The sequence below is a fragment of the Rhodococcus sp. Ni2 genome (genome assembly GCF_021352185.1).
Classification (GTDB): Bacteria; Actinomycetota; Actinomycetes; order Mycobacteriales; family Mycobacteriaceae; genus Rhodococcus_F; species Rhodococcus_F qingshengii.
In genome coordinates this window covers 1-18,912 of sequence record NZ_WOXZ01000001.1, presented here as the reverse complement: position 1 = coordinate 18,912, position 18,912 = coordinate 1, and the positions used below count along the sequence as shown (strand labels likewise).

General features: G+C 62.7%; 19 protein-coding genes. 18 read left to right on the top strand and 1 reads right to left on the bottom strand.

From position 1 onward, the window contains the following. The first annotated feature begins 207 nt into the window (after positions 1 to 207). From rho to GN300_RS00015, 17 genes are all read left to right on the top strand, one after another. Positions 208 to 2,346 (top strand): transcription termination factor Rho, encoded by a 2,139-nt coding sequence (gene rho, locus GN300_RS00095; protein WP_042923185.1) that lies wholly within the window; start codon positions 208 to 210, stop codon positions 2,344 to 2,346. Positions 2,347 to 2,571: 225 nt separating this feature from the next. Next, entirely contained in the window at positions 2,572 to 2,808 is a 237-nt protein-coding gene (gene rpmE / locus GN300_RS00090; protein WP_003941310.1) for a 50S ribosomal protein L31, read from the top strand. Positions 2,809 to 2,954: 146 nt separating this feature from the next. Further along, positions 2,955 to 4,034, top strand: a complete 1,080-nt coding sequence (gene prfA, locus GN300_RS00085) for a peptide chain release factor 1 (RefSeq protein WP_003941341.1) — start codon at positions 2,955 to 2,957, stop codon at positions 4,032 to 4,034. A gap of 77 nt (positions 4,035 to 4,111) precedes the next feature. Beyond that, on the top strand, positions 4,112 to 5,044 hold the full coding sequence (prmC, locus tag GN300_RS00080; protein WP_030537333.1) for a peptide chain release factor N(5)-glutamine methyltransferase: 933 nt from the start codon (positions 4,112 to 4,114) through the stop codon (positions 5,042 to 5,044). Beyond that, complete coding sequence (locus tag GN300_RS00075) at positions 5,041 to 5,703, top strand: L-threonylcarbamoyladenylate synthase (protein WP_003941345.1); 663 nt, start codon at positions 5,041 to 5,043, stop codon at positions 5,701 to 5,703. The genes prmC and GN300_RS00075 overlap by 4 nt, the downstream gene beginning before the upstream one ends. A 2-nt stretch (positions 5,704 to 5,705) precedes the next feature. After that, positions 5,706 to 7,031, top strand: a complete 1,326-nt coding sequence (gene glyA, locus GN300_RS00070) for a serine hydroxymethyltransferase (protein WP_063316875.1) — start codon at positions 5,706 to 5,708, stop codon at positions 7,029 to 7,031. Next, positions 7,028 to 8,215, top strand: coding sequence for a glycosyltransferase family 4 protein (locus GN300_RS00065; RefSeq protein ID WP_030537335.1), 1,188 nt, complete (start codon positions 7,028 to 7,030; stop codon positions 8,213 to 8,215). Before glyA ends, GN300_RS00065 begins: the two co-directional genes overlap by 4 nt. Before the next feature lie 32 nt (positions 8,216 to 8,247). Continuing rightward, complete coding sequence (locus GN300_RS00060; protein ID WP_030537336.1) at positions 8,248 to 8,718, top strand: glycine zipper family protein; 471 nt, start codon at positions 8,248 to 8,250, stop codon at positions 8,716 to 8,718. 280 nt (positions 8,719 to 8,998) lie between these two features. Beyond that, entirely contained in the window at positions 8,999 to 9,826 is an 828-nt protein-coding gene (atpB, locus tag GN300_RS00055; protein WP_003941403.1) for a F0F1 ATP synthase subunit A, read from the top strand. An 83-nt stretch (positions 9,827 to 9,909) separates the two neighbouring features. Beyond that, positions 9,910 to 10,152 (top strand): ATP synthase F0 subunit C, encoded by a 243-nt coding sequence (locus GN300_RS00050; protein WP_003941327.1) that lies wholly within the window; start codon positions 9,910 to 9,912, stop codon positions 10,150 to 10,152. Between the two features lie 7 nt (positions 10,153 to 10,159). Continuing rightward, complete coding sequence (locus GN300_RS00045; protein WP_003941337.1) at positions 10,160 to 10,720, top strand: F0F1 ATP synthase subunit B; 561 nt, start codon at positions 10,160 to 10,162, stop codon at positions 10,718 to 10,720. 5 nt (positions 10,721 to 10,725) lie between these two features. After that, positions 10,726 to 11,550, top strand: coding sequence for a F0F1 ATP synthase subunit delta (locus GN300_RS00040; protein WP_003941304.1), 825 nt, complete (start codon positions 10,726 to 10,728; stop codon positions 11,548 to 11,550). Positions 11,551 to 11,612: 62 nt separating this feature from the next. Beyond that, the gene (gene atpA / locus GN300_RS00035; protein WP_007726218.1) at positions 11,613 to 13,256 is read left to right on the top strand and encodes a F0F1 ATP synthase subunit alpha; all 1,644 of its coding nucleotides are present in this window, start codon (positions 11,613 to 11,615) and stop codon (positions 13,254 to 13,256) included. Positions 13,257 to 13,304: 48 nt separating this feature from the next. Next, positions 13,305 to 14,288, top strand: coding sequence for a F0F1 ATP synthase subunit gamma (locus tag GN300_RS00030; protein ID WP_003941320.1), 984 nt, complete (start codon positions 13,305 to 13,307; stop codon positions 14,286 to 14,288). A gap of 3 nt (positions 14,289 to 14,291) precedes the next feature. After that, entirely contained in the window at positions 14,292 to 15,743 is a 1,452-nt protein-coding gene (atpD, locus tag GN300_RS00025) for a F0F1 ATP synthase subunit beta (RefSeq protein ID WP_003941349.1), read from the top strand. Between the two features lie 6 nt (positions 15,744 to 15,749). Next, positions 15,750 to 16,118 (top strand): F0F1 ATP synthase subunit epsilon, encoded by a 369-nt coding sequence (locus tag GN300_RS00020; RefSeq protein ID WP_003941287.1) that lies wholly within the window; start codon positions 15,750 to 15,752, stop codon positions 16,116 to 16,118. A 49-nt stretch (positions 16,119 to 16,167) separates the two neighbouring features. Continuing rightward, on the top strand, positions 16,168 to 16,590 hold the full coding sequence (locus GN300_RS00015; RefSeq protein WP_029255703.1) for a DUF2550 domain-containing protein: 423 nt from the start codon (positions 16,168 to 16,170) through the stop codon (positions 16,588 to 16,590). A gap of 10 nt (positions 16,591 to 16,600) precedes the next feature. On the opposite strand, the gene GN300_RS00010 is transcribed toward GN300_RS00015, so the two are convergent. Next, positions 16,601 to 17,173 carry a cob(I)yrinic acid a,c-diamide adenosyltransferase gene (locus GN300_RS00010; RefSeq protein WP_030537338.1) on the bottom strand — a complete coding sequence of 191 codons (573 nt, stop codon included), beginning with the start codon at positions 17,171 to 17,173 and terminating at the stop codon, positions 16,601 to 16,603. Between the two features lie 54 nt (positions 17,174 to 17,227). Between GN300_RS00010 and murA the strand changes: the two genes are divergently transcribed. Further along, positions 17,228 to 18,487, top strand: a complete 1,260-nt coding sequence (gene murA, locus GN300_RS00005) for a UDP-N-acetylglucosamine 1-carboxyvinyltransferase (protein ID WP_030537339.1) — start codon at positions 17,228 to 17,230, stop codon at positions 18,485 to 18,487. Positions 18,488 to 18,912: the final 425 nt, after the last annotated feature.

The window sequence follows — 18,912 nt, the reverse complement described above, 5'->3', positions numbered from 1 at the left end:
GAGTGAATCGTCGACGAAGGCGCGTTGGGCAGGTTTGCGAGCGCATGAAAAGTTTGAGGCGAGAGTTTCCGACAATCATGTGACGGCGGACAAGCCGGCAGTTCTGGACAGCAACCACGTACGGCACCACCGAGTTCGGTATTCAATCGAACTGCGGGACGAACCCTCGACTTTGCGCAGTGCGAGTGAGGGAAGGAAAGGACCTCCGTGACCGATACGGACCTCATCGCCACTTCTGCACCCGCCGGGTCGGAATCAGGCGACAATTCTCAGGCGTCATCTTCAGCATCGAACGGTGCGGTGGCGACCTCCACGAAGCGTGCCGAAACGCGCCGTGGTGCCGGACTCTCCGGCATGGTGCTCACCGAACTCCGCACTCTTGCGGGTGAACTGGGCATCAAAGGCACTTCCGGCATGCGCAAGGGTGACCTGATCGCAGCCATCAAGGAGCGCCAGGGCGGCAGCGCGAAGGCTGCACCCGCACAGAGTGAACTCACTCTCGACGACGCACCCGTTGCGCGCACTCGTGCCAAGAGCACTCGCGCCGCACGCACCGAAACCCCCGCAGCCGAAACAGCTCCGGCAGCCGAGTCGGCTCCTGCCGAGGCCGCGCCTGCGCGTACGGAATCCGCCGAGGATTCCGATCAGAGCGCACCCCGTCGCGGACGTCAGCGTCGTGGCGCCGCTCGTCGTGCAGGTTCACCCGACCAGGGCGAACTGAGCATCGAGCAGGAAGCGCCTTCGGCGAAGTCCGACGCGGACACCGCGAAGGCCGCCGATTCTTCGAAGGTCGCCGAGACCGCCAAGGCCGAGGCTCCGGCCGAGCGTCCTGCGCGCACCGAGGGCAAGTCCGACGCTGATCAGGCTCCCGCCGAGCAGGGCAACGAGCGTCCCCGCCGCGAGCGCAACCGCGACAACCAGGGCCAGCGCGACAACCAGGGCCAGCGCGAGAACCAGGGCAACCGGGGCAACCAGGATCGCCAGGATCGCCAGGACCGCCAGGACCGCGGCAATCAGAACAACGCCGGCCAGAACAACGCCGGTCCTCGCACAGACAACCGCAACAACGGGCCGGACGACGACGAAGAGGGTGGACGCGGACGCCGCGGACGCCGTTTCCGCGAGCGCCGTGGCCGTGGTCGTGACCGCGGTGAGGGTGGCGCACCCAACGATTCACGCGAGACCGAGATTCGTGAGGACGACGTCCTTCAGCCGGTCGCCGGCATCCTCGACGTCCTCGACAATTACGCCTTCGTGCGTACGTCCGGGTACCTCGCCGGTCCCAACGACGTCTACGTCTCCATGAACCTGATCCGCAAGAACGGCCTTCGCCGTGGCGACGCCATCACCGGTGCCGTCCGCGTCTCGCGTGACGGTGAGCAGGGCAGCCAGCGCCAGAAGTTCAACCCGCTGGTTCGCATCGACACGGTCAACGGCGGCGACGTCGAGGCCGCGAAGAAGCGCCCCGAGTTCAACAAGCTCACGCCGCTGTACCCGAACCAGCGTCTGCGCCTCGAGACCGAGCAGCACATTCTCACCACGCGTGTCATCGACCTGGTGATGCCCATCGGTAAGGGCCAGCGCGCCCTCATCGTGAGCCCGCCCAAGGCAGGTAAGACCAGCGTGTTGCAGGCGATCGCGAATGCCGTCGCCACCAACAATCCTGAGTGCTACCTGATGGTCATCCTCGTGGACGAGCGTCCCGAGGAAGTGACCGACATGCAGCGCAGCGTGAAGGGTGAGGTCATTTCCTCCACCTTCGACCGCCCGCCGGGAGATCACACCGCAGTTGCCGAGCTGGCAATCGAGCGTGCGAAGCGCCTGGTCGAGATGGGTAAGGACGTCGTCGTACTGCTCGACTCCATCACGCGTCTGGGTCGTGCGTACAACAACTCCTCGCCGGCGTCGGGACGCATCCTCTCCGGTGGTGTCGACTCGACGGCGCTCTACCCGCCGAAGCGTTTCCTCGGTGCTGCCCGCAACATCGAGAACGGTGGATCGCTCACCATCATCGCTACCGCAATGGTCGAGACCGGATCCACCGGCGACACCGTGATCTTCGAAGAGTTCAAGGGCACCGGCAACGCCGAGCTCAAGCTCGATCGCAAGATCGCCGAACGCCGCGTGTTCCCGGCCGTGGACGTCAACCCGTCCAGCACGCGTAAGGACGAGTTGCTCCTGAGCCCAGACGAAGCTGCGGTGCTGCACAAGCTCCGCCGCGTCCTGTCCGGTCTGGACTCGCATCAGGCCATCGATCTGCTGATCGATCGACTGAAGAAGAGCAAGAACAACCTCGAGTTCCTGATGCAGGTCTCCAAGACCGCACCGGGTGCGATCGACGACTGATCGACTCGACGTCAAAGGCCCATAACCAGCTGGTTGTGGGCCTTTTGCGTGGGCGGAACAAAACCGAGGGGCAGTGCGTTGACAACTTCGTACAGCCACCCCGAGGCGTGCGAGATGCGGATTATCCGGTGAGGTACCGCATCTGGCATACTGAACGGCCGAGTCCGGTTCCGGTTCACGATGTCGATTGGCGACGTCGACCCGGCGACCATTGAAAGGGACACCATGAAGGCAGGAATCCACCCAACCTACGTAGCGACCACCGTCGTCTGCGGTTGCGGTAACACGTTCGAGACCCACAGCACCAAGGAGTCCGGACGCATCAACGTCGAGGTTTGCTCGCAGTGCCACCCGTTCTACACGGGCAAGCAGAAGATTCTCGACACCGGTGGACGCGTCGCTCGCTTCGAGGCTCGCTACGGCAAGCGCGCAGACAGCAAGGTCCCGGCCACCGAGTCCTAGCTGTTCCGCCGACGCCCGATCTGCCATGCGCAGATCGGGCGTCGGCTTTTTTGTGCCTGCACTCGGTTTGCGCGTTTCCCGGGTCCCGGCGTCGAAATACCTTCAAGCGCGCACCGTAGGAATCGAAACTCAGAGCGGAGCGAACCATGGCAGGCGCAACCCAGCCCTCGGCCATCGACGACATCTTGGCGGAGCACGCCGGTCTCGAAGCACAGATGTCCGATCCGGCGCTGCACAACGACCCTGCCGCTGCCAGGCGCGTCGGTAAACGGTTCTCCGAGCTCTCACCGATCATGTCGACGTACAACAAGCTCACCGCTGCGCAGGACGATCTGGAAGCCGCGCGCGAACTAGCCGCCGACGATTCCAGCTTCGCCGCCGAGATCCCCGATCTCGAAGCCGAGGTCGCGCAGCTCGAGCAGACGCTTACCGATCAGTTGGCGCCGCGTGACCCGCATGACGGCGACGACATCGTCCTCGAAGTGAAGTCCGGTGAGGGCGGCGAAGAATCCGCGCTCTTCGCCTCGGACCTGGCCCGCATGTACGTCCGCTACGCGGAACGGCATGGCTGGCGCGTCGAGATTCTCGACGCGACGGTCTCCGATCTCGGCGGATACAAGGAAGCCACGCTGTCGATCAAGAGCAAGTCGGACACCCCGGACGGAGTGTGGGCGCGGCTGAAGTTCGAGGGCGGCGTTCACCGCGTCCAGCGAGTGCCCGTCACCGAATCCCAGGGACGCGTTCACACTTCGGCTGCCGGCGTTCTGGTCTACCCGGAGCCCGAAGAGGTCGAGCAGGTCCAGATCGACGAAAGTGACCTGCGTATCGACGTCTACCGTTCGTCCGGCAAGGGCGGTCAGGGCGTCAACACGACCGACTCTGCTGTCCGAATCACGCACCTTCCGACCGGCATCGTCGTCACCTGCCAGAACGAGCGTTCGCAGCTCCAGAACAAGGCGCGCGCCATGCAGGTCCTTGCAGCCCGTTTGCAGGTAGTCGCCGAGGAAGCCGCGGACGCTGAAGCGTCGGCAGGTCGCCAGAGTCAGGTTCGGACGGTGGACCGTTCGGAGCGCATCCGCACCTACAACTTCCCCGAGAACCGCATCACCGATCACCGCATCGGATTCAAGTCGCACAACCTCGACGCGGTGCTCGACGGTGAGCTCGACGCACTTCTCGATGCATTGGGCAAGGCGGACCGAGAGGCGCGTCTCGCGGCCGAGTAGATGCAGACCATGACTGACCTCCATCCCGCCGGGAACTCGGTGAACCGCGTGTCGGTCGAGCGTGGCAGGCTGTACCCGTGAGTCGACTTCCACTTCGTTTGGCGCTGATCGAAGCTGCAAAACAGCTCGACGCCGCAGGTGTGCCCAGCCCACGCACCGACGCCGAGTTGTTGGCATCCCACCTGCTCGGGGTCGAACGCACGCGTCTCGGACTGATTCCGTTGGTCGATCCCGAGGTCATCGCGGCCTTCGACGAGTTGGTTGCCCAACGCGTGAAGCGGATTCCGTTGCAGCACATCATCGGAGTCGCGTCGATGGGCAACATCGACGTCGCTGTCGGGCCGGGTGTCTTCATTCCGCGGCCGGAAACCGAACTGCTCATGGGTTGGGCACTCTCGTTCCTCGAAGGTTGCGGAAGCAAGCCGCCGGTAGTTCTGGACCTGTGCACGGGATCGGGTGTACTCGCGCTGTCCATCGCCGAGGCCCGTCCGGACGCCGTCGTTCACGCCGTGGAGAAGGAGCCCGCCGCGTTGGCGTGGGCGCGTCGTAATGCTGCCGACCGCGAGGCCGCCGGTGATACACCGATCCATCTGCATCAGGGCGATGTCACCGATCGGAACCTGTTGCCAGGGCTCGAGGGCGGCGTCGATCTGGTCGTTTCCAATCCGCCGTACATCCCCGAAGGCGCGCAATTGCAGCCTGAGGTCATGGATTACGACCCGCACACCGCACTGTTCGGTGGTACCGACGGTCTGTCCGTCATCAAACCCATGATCAGCAACATCGCGCGGTGGCTTCGAATCGGCGGCGCGGCAGGCATCGAGCACGACGACACCAACGGGGACGGCGTCGCTGCGCTGTTCTCGGCGCGCCGGGTATTCGGCGAGGTCGCGCAGCATCCAGATCTTGCCGGTCGTCCGCGATTCGTCGTCGCCAGACGTGTCGCCACCGACGTCGAAGCACAGCGGAATCGAACGCCCGAAGCGCAGAGTGAAAGGATGGCTGAGTGAGCACCGTGTACGACTGCAGTCAGACAGATTCCCGAACCGCAGGCTTGGCCGCCGCGAAGAACGCGCTCAAGGCCGGCCGACTCGTAGTTCTCCCTACCGACACCCTTTACGGACTCGCCGCCGACGCGTTCGACAGCGAAGCTGTCACGAGTCTGTTGCGCGCCAAGGGACGCGGGCGAGACATGCCCGTCCCGGTACTGGTCGGATCGTGGAACACCATCGACGGGCTCGTCTACAGCGTGCGCCCGCAGGCACGGGATCTGATCCGCGCCTTCTGGCCCGGCGGACTGAGCCTGGTCGTCGAGCAGGCGCCTTCACTTGCCTGGGACCTCGGTGATACCCGCGGAACCGTCATGCTCCGCATGCCTTTGCATCCGGTTGCCCTCGAATTGTTGCGCGATGTCGGACCGCTTGCCGTCTCGAGCGCCAACATTTCGGGGCGTCCGCCGGCAACTACCGTCGAGGAAGCCCGAGATCAGCTCGGCGGATCTGCCAGCGTGTATCTCGACGGGGGCAAGGCCGAACATGCCGTTGCTTCGACGATCGTCGACCTGACCGGCAATTCACCGCGTATCTTGCGAGTGGGTGCCGTCTCGGCAGAATCCATCGCCGAGGTATTGGGCACCAGTCCGGAAAGTCTCGTAGAGGGAGTTTCGTAACGATGGTCGGCGCCGGCGGCGAGCGCGCGGGGGAATCCACGTATTGGGGACCGGATTTCGGTGAGCTTGCCACGGCAGACCCCGAGATCGCGGCTGTTGCGCTGGCCGAACTCGAGCGTCAGCGCGACGGACTTCAACTCATCGCGAGCGAGAACTTCACCAGCTCCTCGGTACTGGCTGCCTTGGGTTCGACCCTGAGCAACAAGTACGCCGAGGGTTATCCGGGTCGGCGTTATTACGGCGGGTGCGAGTACGTCGACGTAGCCGAGAATCTGGCGATCGACCGGGCAAAGGCACTGTTCGGCGCCGAGCACGTCAACGTCCAACCGCATTCGGGGGCCACCGCGAATCTCGCGGTGTACGCCGCATTCGCCAAGCCCGGCGACACCGTATTGGCGATGAGTCTGCTGCACGGTGGGCATCTGACTCACGGGTCTCGCGTCAGCTTTTCTGGGCAGTGGTTCACCACCGTTCCCTATCACGTCGATTCGGCCACCGAATTGATCGACTACGACGAGGTTCGCACCCTGGCTCTGGCGCACAAGCCGAAAATCATCGTCGCCGGCGCGACCGCGTACTCCCGCACCATCGACTTCGCAGCCTTCCGCTCGATCGCAGACGAGGTCGGTGCGATCCTGTGGGTCGACGCCGCCCACTTCATCGGACTCGTGGCAGGCCGGGCGATACCGTCGTGCGTTCCGTACGCCGACGTCGTCTCCGCGACGACGCACAAAGTCCTCAGAGGCCCGCGCGGCGGAATGATCCTGTGCCGCAGCGAGCACGCCTCGGCTGTAGATCGCGCGGTGTTCCCCTTCATTCAAGGCGGCCCGATGATGCATGCGATCGCTGCGAAGGCGGTTGCCTTCAAGGAAGCGTCGACGCCGGAATATCGTTGGTATGCACAGGAAGTGGTTGCCAACGCATCGGCGCTCGCGCTGTCGTTGGAAGCTCGCGGTCTGCGCACCGTGTCCGGTGGAACCGACACACATCTGGCGCTTCTCGACCTGCGCGCAAGCGGTGTCACCGGCGTCGACGCCGAGCGTAGGTGCGGACTGGCTTCGATCACGCTCAACAAGAACGCGATTCCGTTCGATCCGCAGTCGCCCGCCGTCACGTCCGGAATCCGCGTCGGGTCCTCGGCCGTGACGACCCAGGGTTTCAACCTCTCCGACATGAGCGTGGTGGGGGAGTTGATCGCGCGCGCAGTTGTCGCGGACCCCGCCACCACGTCAGGAGAGGCCGAGTTGGCAGCAGTTGCCGACGGCGTTCGCGAACTGGTCCGGGCAAAGCCTGCCTATGCCCGCCAGACGGGTGATCTCGAGCAGTGATCACTTCCTACGAGGCGACCACGTATCTGGCACAGGGTGGCGGGGGAGCGGGTGTTCCCATCCGTGAACTTTTGCTCGTGCTGTGTACGGCGGCGGTGGTGACCTACCTGGCGACTGGCGCAGTCCGGTTGTTGGCGCTGAGGTTCGGCGCTGTCGCGATTCCTCGTGATCGGGACGTTCACGTCGAGCCGATTCCGCGCCTCGGTGGCGTCGGAATGTATGTCGGCATGGCTGTCGGTCTGCTGTTCGCGCAGCAATTACCCGCGCTCACAAGAGGTTTCGGCTTCGGCAGTCCTGACGTACACGCTGCGCTCGTAGCTGGCGCCGTCATCGTCCTCGTGGGTGTGATCGACGACAGGTGGGGCCTCGATGCCCTCACCAAATTTGTCGGTCAGGTGACTGCTGCCGGCGTTCTCGTGGTGATGGGCGTCAGCTGGTTCATCATCTACAACCCGTTCGGCGGTGACGGTGGGTCCACCATCATCCTCGATCAGATTCAATCCGGACTGTTCACCGTTGCTGTTGCCGTCGCGACCATCAACGCCATGAATTTTGTCGACGGTCTCGACGGATTGGCCGCCGGGTTGGGTCTGATTGCGGCGCTCGCCATCCTCATCTTCTCGATCGGTCTTCTCCACGATCAGGGCGGCGACGCGAGTGTCTACCCGCCGGCGATGATCGCGGCGGCTTTGGCAGGCGCTTGTCTCGGTTTTCTTCCACACAACTTCAATCCAGCGCGCATTTTCATGGGCGATTCCGGGTCGATGTTGATCGGTCTCATGCTGGCCGCGATCTCCACCAGTGCATCCGGTCGTATTCCGCTCGCTGCTTACGGAACCCGCGACCTCGTCGGCCTCCTCGCGCCGTTGTTGCTGGTCGGGGCTGTGATGTTCATCCCGATGCTGGACATGCTCCTGGCCGTGATCCGCCGGACGAAAGCGGGCGTCAGTCCGTTCAGTCCGGACAAGATGCACCTGCATCATCGCCTCTTGCAGATCGGACACACGCACCGACGAGTTGTGCTGGTCATCTACCTGTGGGTCAGCGTCCTGGCGTTCGGTGCCGTCGGATCCTCGCTGCTCAATCGTCAGCTGGTTGTTGTACTCGTCGCGGCCGGTTTGGTTCTTGCGTTGTTCTTCACTGCGGTGCCTTCGCTGATCGATCGCAAGCAGCAGCGTCGCTAGCCAAGTTTTCCGATCCATTACCCTTGGGCATCGTGACGAACACGCCGCAGCCTGTACCTGCCTCGCAACCCATCCCTGATTCGACCGCCGCCATGAAGTCGGCCGTGAAGTGGGGTGTGATGGGGCTGATCGCGCTGGCCGTGGTCGGCGCGCTCCTGGGCGGGCTCTTCGCCGGTAAGGAAGGCGTCTACGGCGCTCTGATCGGCGCAGCCGTCGGCGGCGGGTTCATCTTGTTCACGGCGTTGGGCGTGCTGCTCACAGCGAAGCTGCCTGCGCTCACGGCCGGTGCCGTTCTGCTCGGTACCTGGCTGCTGAAGATGATTCTCGCGATGGTGGTTCTCTTTGTCCTCTCGGACATGGATTTCTACAACAAGACCGCCCTCGTCCTGGTCATCATCATGTCGCTGGTCGTGGTGCTCGGTGCGGAGACTTACGGCGTCCTGGGAACCAAAACTCCGTACGTCGATCCCGCTCCCAGCAGCAACGTCGACGACGACGAGTAGTACTACAAGAGGTAACTAATCGGACTTCCAGGTCCCCCATCTACACAATGTCGTAGATGACTTGATAAGGTTCGGTTCAAGCGAGAGCAATGGTGGGCCGAGTAACACTCAGCCGACGATGCCATGTGCTCGCAGGTGGTCGAAATTCTGACCACTGAGTCGACGAGAGTCGCCGACACCGACAGACGCCAGGCCCCTCTAGGGTTCTCCAGCTGCTGACGAATGCGCGAGTCGAACTTGTCGACTTGTAGATCGTCAATGTCCGATCGAACCGCAGTCAATGATGGCTGCGGACCGACTACGGGAGAGAACGCTGAGCGTCACCACCCTGGCCGCGGATGAATTCCATGCGCCGTCACTAGACGATTTTTTCCCGCCCTCCGTGTTGATTCACGCGGGCCCCTTCGAGCTCGACCGTCTGATGCTGATTCGTCTGCTGATGTCGGTGCTGGTCGCAGCCTTCTTCGTGATCGCAATGCGCAGCCCTCGACTGGTTCCCCGTGGACTGCAGAACGCAGCTGAGCTCGCGCTCGACTTCGTTCGTATCAACATCGCCGAGGAGATCCTGGGCAAGGAACAGGGCAAGCGCTTCCTGCCGGTCATCACGACGATCTTCTTCATCGTGGTCGCCAGCAACCTGGCCAGCGTCATTCCCTTCCTGAACATCTCGCCGAACGCACGAATCGGTATGCCGCTGGTACTCGCAGCGCTCGCCTACATCGTGTTCAACTACGTGGGAATCAAGAAGTACGGCTTCTTCAAGTACGTCAAGAGCAGCATCGTCGTTCCCGGCGTCCCGCTGCCCCTGCACTTCCTGTTGGTGCCCATCGAGTTCATCTCGACCTTCATCCTGCGCCCGTTCACGCTGATGGTTCGTCTCATGGCCAACATGTTGGCCGGCCACATCCTGCTGGTGCTGTTCTTCAGCGCGACGAACTACTTCTTCTTCGTGTCCGGCGGATTCCAGGCGATCTTCGGTGTTCCGTCGATCATTGCCGGTATCGCATTCACGTTCTTCGAGCTGCTGGTCATCTTCCTGCAGGCTTACGTGTTCGCGCTGCTGACCGCGGTGTACATCGATCTGGCGCTCCACGCCGACGAGCACTGACCTTTTACCTCCTCACCAGCTACACCAAGAACTGAGCCTCTTGCCGAATCCGGCGGAGGTCAACAGAAAGGGAATGGAACACCATGAGCATCGCTTACCTCGCTCAGGAAGTTGTCGAGACCAAGTCGCGCGGCTACGGAGCCATCGGCTACGGCCTCGCAGCAATCGGCCCCGGCATCGGCGTGGGCATCGTTGTGGGCAAGGCAATCGAAGGCATGGTCCGCCAGCCCGAGATGGCCGGCCAGGTTCGTACCACCATGTTCCTCGGTATTGCATTCACCGAGGCCCTCGCGCTGATCGGCCTCGTCGCCGGCTTCATCTTCTAAGACCGACATGGCAGCCACCATCGCAATTCTCGCGGCGGAGGGGACGACTGAACACAATCCCCTCATCCCCGAGACATACGACATCGTGTGGTCCGCGGTCGCGCTCGTAGTAGTTGGTTTCGTCTTCTGGAAGCTCGTTCTTCCGAAGTTCCAGAAGGTCTTGGCCGAACGCACCGAGCAGATCGAGGGCGGCATCAAGAAAGCCGAAGACGCACAGGCGGAGGCAGCAGCAGCGCTCGAGCAGTACCGCGCGCAGCTCGCCGAAGCTCGTACCGAGGCAGCGCAGATCCGTGAGGAAGCGCGTACCCAGGGTCAGCAGATCATCGCTGACATGAAGGTTCAGGCGCAGGACGAGAGCGACCGCATCGTGGCCGCAGGCCACAGCCAGCTCGTCGCCCAGCGTCAGCAGATTGTCGCTGAGCTCCGCTCGGATCTCGGCAAGACCGCTGTAGACCTGGCCGAGAAGGTCATCGGGGAGTCCCTCGCCGACGACGTGAAGCGCGCCGGAACGGTTGATCGTTTCCTCAACGAGCTCGACACCGTCAGCGCTGATTCAGCCAGGAAGTGAGCAACATGTACGCAGCGAGCCGTGAAGCCTTGGCGCAGACTCGTTCTGCGCTGAGCAGTGCCCTGGGCGCCGTCTCTGCAGGAGCCGCAACTGCTGCTTCTGCTCAGGCTGGGTCCGAGCTCTTCTCGGTGGTCGAGGTACTCGACGGCCAGCGCGCTCTTCGCAGCGCGCTGGCTGACGCTTCGGCACCGGCCGCTGGTCGCCAGGCTTTGGCAGAGCAGTTGTTCTCCGGAAAGGTCGGCGCCGAGGCGCTCGCCACCGTGAAGGCAGCTGCAGGCCAGGACTGGTCTGCGGCCCGCGACTTGGTCAACTCGCTCGAACTGCTCGGACGCGAAGCTCTGCTCCGCGCCGCAGCCGATCAGAGCCAGTTGGACACCGTTGAGGACGAGCTCTTCCGTCTCGGTCGCATCGTGGCAGGGGATCCCAGCCTGGAGCAGACGCTCTCGGATCTGTCGGTTCCCGCAGCCCGCAAGCGTGAGTTCCTCTCCCGCTTGCTCTACGGCAAGGTCACCGCGGTCACCGAGGCACTCGCCGGACAGGCCGTCGGCCGGTTGAAGTCTGCACCCGCAGACACTTTCGATCAGCTGTCGAATCTTGCCGCAGCGCAGCGCGATACCACCGTTGCTCACGTTCGCAGCGCCTCGGCGTTGAGCTCGGAGCAGTCGGATCGCTTGGCGAGCACTCTTACCCGCACCTACGGGAAGCCGGTAGCAGTGCACGTCGAGGTCGATCCAGAACTCCTCAGCGGCTTGGTCGTCCGGGTGGGCGACGAGGTTATCGACGGCAGCGCAGCGGGTCGACTCGCAGCACTGCGGAAGAACCTCAAGTAGTCCTTCAGCCGAACACATACTCCAGATCTTTTCGAAGACCAGACACCGAGAGCAGGAAAAACATGGCGGAGCTGACGATCTCCTCCGACGAGATCCGTAGCGCGATCGACAACTACACCGCGAGCTACTCCCCGGAGGCCTCCCGTGAGGAGGTCGGCACAGTGACCGACACCAGTGACGGCATTGCGCACGTCTCTGGCCTGCCTTCGGCTATGTCCAACGAGCTGTTGGAGTTCCCCGGTGGAATCGTCGGCGTCGCGCTCAACCTGGATGCCACCGAAATCGGTGCCGTCATCCTTGGCGATTACCAGAACATTCAAGAAGGCCAGGAAGTAAAGCGCACGGGCGACGTTCTGTCGGTTCCCGTCGGCGATGCTTTCCTCGGCCGCGTCATCGACCCGCTGGGTGCGCCCATCGACGGCCTCGGCGAGATCGAGAGCACCGAGAACCGTGCACTCGAGCTCCAGGCTGCTTCGGTGCTCGAGCGCCAGCCGGTCGAAGAGCCGCTCCAGACCGGTATCAAGGCTATCGACGCCATGACCCCGATCGGCCGCGGCCAGCGCCAGCTCATCATCGGCGACCGCAAGACCGGCAAGACCGCGGTCTGCATCGACGCCATCCTGAACCAGAAGGCCAACTGGGATTCCGGCGATGTCAACAAGCAGGTGCGCTGCATCTACGTTGCCATCGGTCAGAAGGGTTCCACCATCGCGGGCGTCAAGGCTGCCCTCGAGGAGAAGGGCGCGATGGAGTACACCACCATCGTTGCTGCTCCGGCATCTGATTCCGCAGGCTTCAAGTGGCTCGCACCATACACCGGCTCGGCCATCGGCCAGCACTGGATGTACCAGGGCAAGCACGTTCTGGTCGTGTTCGACGACCTGACCAAGCAGGCAGAGGCGTACCGCGCCATCTCGCTGCTGCTGCGTCGCCCGCCGGGACGCGAGGCTTACCCCGGTGACGTCTTCTACTTGCACTCCCGTCTGCTGGAGCGTTCGGCGAAGCTGTCCGACGCACTCGGCGGTGGCTCGCTGACGGCTCTGCCGATCATCGAGACCAAGGCGAACGACGTCTCGGCTTACATCCCGACCAACGTCATCTCCATCACCGACGGTCAGGTGTTCCTCGAGTCCGACCTGTTCAACAAGGGCGTTCGCCCCGCGATCAACGTCGGTATCTCGGTCTCCCGCGTCGGCGGCGCTGCACAGACCAAGGGCATGAAGAAGGTTTCCGGTTCGCTGCGTCTGGAACTGGCTCAGTTCCGTGAGCTCGAAGCGTTCTCCGCCTTCGCATCCGACCTCGACGCTGCCTCCAAGGCTCAGCTCGAGCGCGGCGCCCGTCTGGTCGAGTTGCTCAAGCAGGATCAGTACAGCCCGATCCCCGTCGAGGACCAGATCGTCTCGATCTACCTGGCCGGCGAAGGCATCTTCGACAGCGTTCCGATCGGCGATGTCCGTCGCTTCGAGAAGGAACTGCTCGAAGACCTCAAGCACTCGGCTGCTGGCGTCTACTCCAGCATCAACGGCGGTAAGGCACTTGATGCCGACAACGCTGCTGAGCTGATCGCCGCGACGAACAAGTTCAAGGAAGGCTTCATCGCATCCGACGGAAGCCGGGTCGTGAACGAAGCCGAGGCTGACGCTTTGGGCGCCGACGAGGTCGCGAACGAGCAGATCAACGTCAAGCGCAAGACCGTCAGCAAGTGACGTACGCGCCCATGACACTGCGAATTCCGAAGGGAGAGTGATTGATCGATGGCGAGCATTCTCGAATTGCGGTCTCGTATCAAGTCGGTCAACTCGACCAAGAAGATCACCAAGGCACAGGAACTGATCGCGACTTCGCGTATCACCAAGGCTCAGATTCGCGTCGCCGCGTCCAAGCCGTATGCCGAGGAGATCACGAAGGTACTCACCGAATTGGCGAGTGCGTCTGCTTCGCTCGATCACCCGTTGCTCAACGAGCGTCCGGAGCCCAAGCGGGCAGCGGTCCTCGTTGTCACCAGTGACCGCGGCATGTGTGGTGGCTACAACTCCAACGTTCTCAAGCAGGCAGAAGAGCTCATGGCTCTCCTCCGCAGCGAGGGCAAGGAGCCGGTCGTGTACGTGCTCGGTTCCAAGGGGCTCGGCTACTACACGTTCCGCGGCCGCGACATCGGTGCTGCGTGGACGGGCTTCTCGCAGGATCCGGGTTACTCGGATGCAGCGAAGGCCAGCCGCCACCTGGTGGAGCTGTTCATGGCTGGTTCGGGTAACCAGGTTGCCGCTCCGAACGGTGAAGGCACGATCGAGGGCGTCGACGAACTCCATATCGTCTACACCCGCTTCGTGTCGATGCTGACGCAGACTCCCGAGGTTCGCCGTATGGCTCCTCTCGAGGTCTTCGTGTCGGAAGAGCGCATCGAACTCGGTGACGACATGCTGACCAACGGCCACGACGACGACCATGACAATGGCCCCGTCGCGGACTTCAGCTTCGAGCCCGAGCCCGAGAAGCTTCTCGGCGCTCTTCTCCCGAAGTACGTCAGCACTCGTATCTTCTCGTCGCTTCTCGATGCTGCGGCATCGGAGTCGGCAGCCCGTCGTACTGCCATGAAGGCCGCGACGGACAACGCAAACGAACTGGTGAACACGTTGAGCCGTCAGGCCAACCAGGCTCGCCAGGCCCAGATCACCCAGGAAATCAGCGAGATCGTCGGCGGCGCCAACGCGCTCGCCTCGAGCGCAGGAAGTGACTAGCACATGACCGCAGCAGTAACCGAAAACAACGGGGCAGGTTCGGCTTCGGCCGTAGCCGGCCGCGTCGTGCGGGTCATCGGTCCCGTCGTGGACGTTGAATTCCCGCGTGGCGCTGTTCCTGAACTGTTCAACGCCCTGAACGCCGAGATCACGCTTCCCTCGGTCGCCAAGACGCTGACGCTCGAGGTTGCACAGCACCTCGGTGACAACCTGGTCCGCACCGTCTCCATGCAGCCCACCGACGGCCTCGTCCGCGGCACTGCAGTGACCGACTCGGGCAAGCCGATCTCGGTTCCCGTCGGTGACGTCGTCAAGGGCCACGTGTTCAACGCCCTGGGCGATTGCCTCGACACCCCCGGCCTCGGCCGCGACGGCGAGCAGTGGGGCATCCACCGCAAGCCACCAGCCTTCGATCAGCTCGAAGGTAAGACCGAGATCCTCGAGACCGGCATCAAGGTCATCGACCTTCTCACCCCGTACGTCAAGGGTGGAAAGATCGGCCTGTTCGGTGGCGCCGGCGTCGGCAAGACCGTTCTGATCCAGGAAATGATCACGCGTATCGCTCGCGAGTTCTCGGGCACCTCGGTGTTCGCAGGCGTCGGTGAGCGTACCCGTGAGGGCACCGACCTCCACCTGGAAATGGAAGAGATGGGCGTCCTCCAGGACACCGCCCTTGTCTTCGGCCAGATGGACGAGCCGCCCGGAACGCGTATGCGCGTCGCCCTGTCCGCACTGACGATGGCGGAGTACTTCCGCGACGTCCAGGGCCAGGACGTTCTGCTGTTCATCGACAACATCTTCCGCTTCACGCAGGCAGGCTCCGAGGTTTCCACCCTCCTCGGCCGTATGCCTTCGGCAGTGGGCTACCAGCCCACGCTGGCGGACGAGATGGGTGAGCTCCAGGAGCGCATCACCTCGACTCGCGGTCGCTCGATCACCTCGCTGCAGGCTATTTACGTGCCCGCCGACGACTACACCGACCCCGCGCCGGCTACGACGTTCGCGCACCTCGATGCCACCACCGAGCTTTCGCGCCCGATTTCGCAGATGGGTATCTACCCCGCTGTGGATCCGCTGAGCTCGACCTCCCGCATCCTGGAGCCCGGCATCGTCGGTGCCGAGCACTTCCGCGTTGCCAACGAGGTCAAGCGCATTCTGCAGAAGTACAAGGAACTGCAGGACATCATCGCCATCCTCGGTATGGACGAGCTTCAGGAAGAGGACAAGGTCCTCGTCGGCCGCGCCCGTCGTATCCAGAAGTTCCTCGGCCAGAACTTCATCGTTGCCGAGAAGTTCACCGGTGAGCCCGGCTCCGTCGTGCCGCTCCGCGACACGATCGAAGCCTTCGACCGCGTCTGCAAGGGCGAGTTCGATCACCTGCCCGAGCAGGCATTCAACAGCTGCGGTGGACTCGACGACGTCGAGGCTGCAGCCAAGAAGATGGCCGGGAAGTAGTCCACGATGGCTGAGATGACCGTAGAACTCGTTGCCGTCGAGCAGCGCTTGTGGTCTGGTTCGGCGACGCTGGTCAGCGCTCAGACCACCGAGGGTGAAATCGGAATCATGCCTGGGCATGAGCCGGTCCTCGGCCAGCTGATCGAGGGCGGAACCGTGTCGATCACCTCGGTCGACGGCGAGCGTATCGTTGCTGCGGTACACGGAGGATTTCTCTCCGTCACTGCGACGACGGTGACGATCCTTGCCGAGTCCGCGGACATGGCACAGGACATCGACGTCGAGGCAGCCAAGGCTGTCTTGGCCGAGAACTCGGGCGACCTCGAAGCGATTGCGGTCGCCAAGGGTCAGCTCCGGGCCGTCGAGCGCGCGTAAGTTACTCGAGTAAAGCCGCGACGGGAGCCGACGAACAGTGACATTCGGAATGACTGTGTTGATCATTCTGGTTGTGCTGCTCGCGGTTCTCGTCGCGGCTTTTCTGTATCGTCTGCTGGTTCTGCGTCGCGGCGGTACCGCTGCACTGCTTCGTGTTCTGCCATCTCCGGGGGACAGCGGGTGGCGTCACGGAATCATTCGCTACGGCGAAAGCACCTTTGTCTTTTTCAAACTGTCGAGTCTGCGGCCGGGCCCGGACTCCAGGATCGATCGTCAAGGTATCGAGGTCGAGAGCCGTCGTTCTCCCTCGGGTACCGAATTCGACATCATGAGCGACGACATCGTCGTGGTCAAGGTCAATGACGGCTCGTCGGCCTACGAAATCGCTTTGGACAGTGGAGCATTGACAGCGTTCCTGTCCTGGGTGGAATCTCGGCCGGACGGGCGCGCCCGTAGGCGACGCACCGCCTGACCGGTCCCGCTCAAGCCCCGGCGCCGGGCTTCCAGAGCACATCGCCTTCAGGATTTGCCACTCTTCCCATGATGAAGAGCAGATCCGACAATCTGTTGAGGTATTTCGCGGGGAGCACGCTCGTGTCCTCCGGGTTCGCATTGATGGCGGACCAAGCCGCACGCTCAGCACGCCGCGAGACGGTTCTTGCTACGTGAAGCAGGGCTCCCAAGGCGGTTCCGCCCGGCAGAATGAACGAATTCAACGGTGCCAGTTGCTCATTGAGTTCATCGCACCATCCTTCGAGTCGATCGATGTAGGACTGAGTCACTCGTAGCGGCGGGTACTTCGGGTTCTCGACCACGGGGGTGGACAAGTCGGCCCCTGCGTCGAAAAGGTCGTTCTGGATCTGGCGCAGCATTGCAAGGAGATTCTCCGGGGGAGTGCCGAGGGCAACGGCCACACCGATCGCTGCATTGGTCTCGTCGCAATCCGCGTAGGCGATCAGACGCGGATCGTTCTTGGACACGCGGGAAAAATCGCTGAGGCCCGTGGTCCCGTCGTCGCCGGTCCGGGTGTAGATCTTCGTCAGGTGAACAGACATAGGGCTACGGTACCGGCGCGGTGCCGACGAGGTTGTGGCTCTAGGCTGTGAACCGTGAGTGAGCACTTTCTTGTGACCGGGGGTAACCGCCTCGAAGGTGAAGTACTGGTGGGAGGGGCCAAGAACAGTGTGCTGAAGCTGATGGCCGCGGCGCTGTTGGCCGAAGGCACCACTGTCGTGACCAACTGCCCGGACATTCTCGACGTACCGCTGATGGCGGACGTTCTGCGAGGTCTGGGCTGCGAAGTCGAACTCGAAGATTCCGAAGTGCGGATCACGACGCCGGCCGAGCCGAAGTATCACGCTGACTTCGATGCGGTGAAACAGTTCCGAGCGTCAGTGTGTGTTCTCGGTCCGCTGGTCGCGCGTTGTCGACGCGCTGTTGTTGCCTTGCCTGGCGGTGACGCCATCGGTTCGAGGCCCCTCGACATGCACCAATCCGGGCTCCGCCTGTTGGGTGCGCGCAGCGAGATCGAACACGGATGTGTAGTTGCCGAGGCAGACGACCTGCATGGAGCGAACATCCGCCTGGTCTTCCCGTCTGTGGGTGCAACCGAGAACATCTTGATGGCAGCGGTCCTCGCCCGTGGTGAGACAGTGATCGACAACGCTGCACGTGAGCCCGAGATCGTGGATCTGTGCAACATGCTCAACGAGATGGGCGCCAAGGTATCTGGCGGCGGAAGTTCGACGCTCACCATTCAAGGCGTCCGCAAGTTGGAACCGACTACGCACCGTGTCATCGGCGATCGGATCGTCGCTGCAACGTGGGGTGTCGCGGCATCCATGACCAGGGGTGACGTCCGCGTTCGTGGGGTGAACCACAAGCATCTCGGACTGGTCCTCGACAAGCTTCGGACGGCCGGCGCGGAGGTGACTCCCGAGGTTGACGGTTTCCGCGTCATTCAGCGTGAACGGCCTAAAGCGGTCAATTTCGCAACATTGCCGTACCCCGGATTCCCGACCGACCTGCAGCCGATGGCAATCGGTTTGGCTGCGGTTGCCGAAGGCACGTCGATGATCACCGAGAACGTATTCGAATCGCGTTTCCGATTTGTCGAGGAAATGATCCGACTCGGCGCCGACGCTCGTACTGACGGTCACCATGCGGTGATCCGCGGAGTTCCGGTGTTGTCGAGTGCACCGGTGTGGTCTTCGGACATTCGGGCCGGCGCCGGGCTCGTGCTTGCGGGGTTGGTTGCGGACGGAACCACCGAAGTTCACGATATTTTCCACATCGACCGTGGGTACCCGCGATTCGTCGAGAATCTCCGTGGACTCGGGGGAGTGATCGAGCGGGTGGGCACCGACTAGGTATCGGTGCTCGGCGTCACACTCGGGCCTATTCGCAGTTGGCGGAAAGGCTCAACGGTCTGACCTGGCCTTAATCGGCCAATTCGGTGTAGTGACCAGGCGATTTGTGAATTGATTGAAGGTTCGCGTAACTTATTCCAAGTCAGAGCGACACGGACACCGACTCCCGCTTCACGGCGAGTGACACGAGGTTGTACGAAGTGCCTGACCAAATTTCGAAGTAGTTTCCATCGTGTATGGTTGTGCTTCACCTCCAGTTCTTCCCCAAATGTTCAGCGGTTTGCGCCGATGATCATGATGGGATAGGCTGGAAAAGTTGCCCCGGAGCGGCGGCCATAGGGTCGTGGTGATGGTGTGTGCGTGTTCTTTGAGAACTCAACAGTGTGTCGATGAATGTCAGTGCCAAAATTTTTTTGGTACTTCAC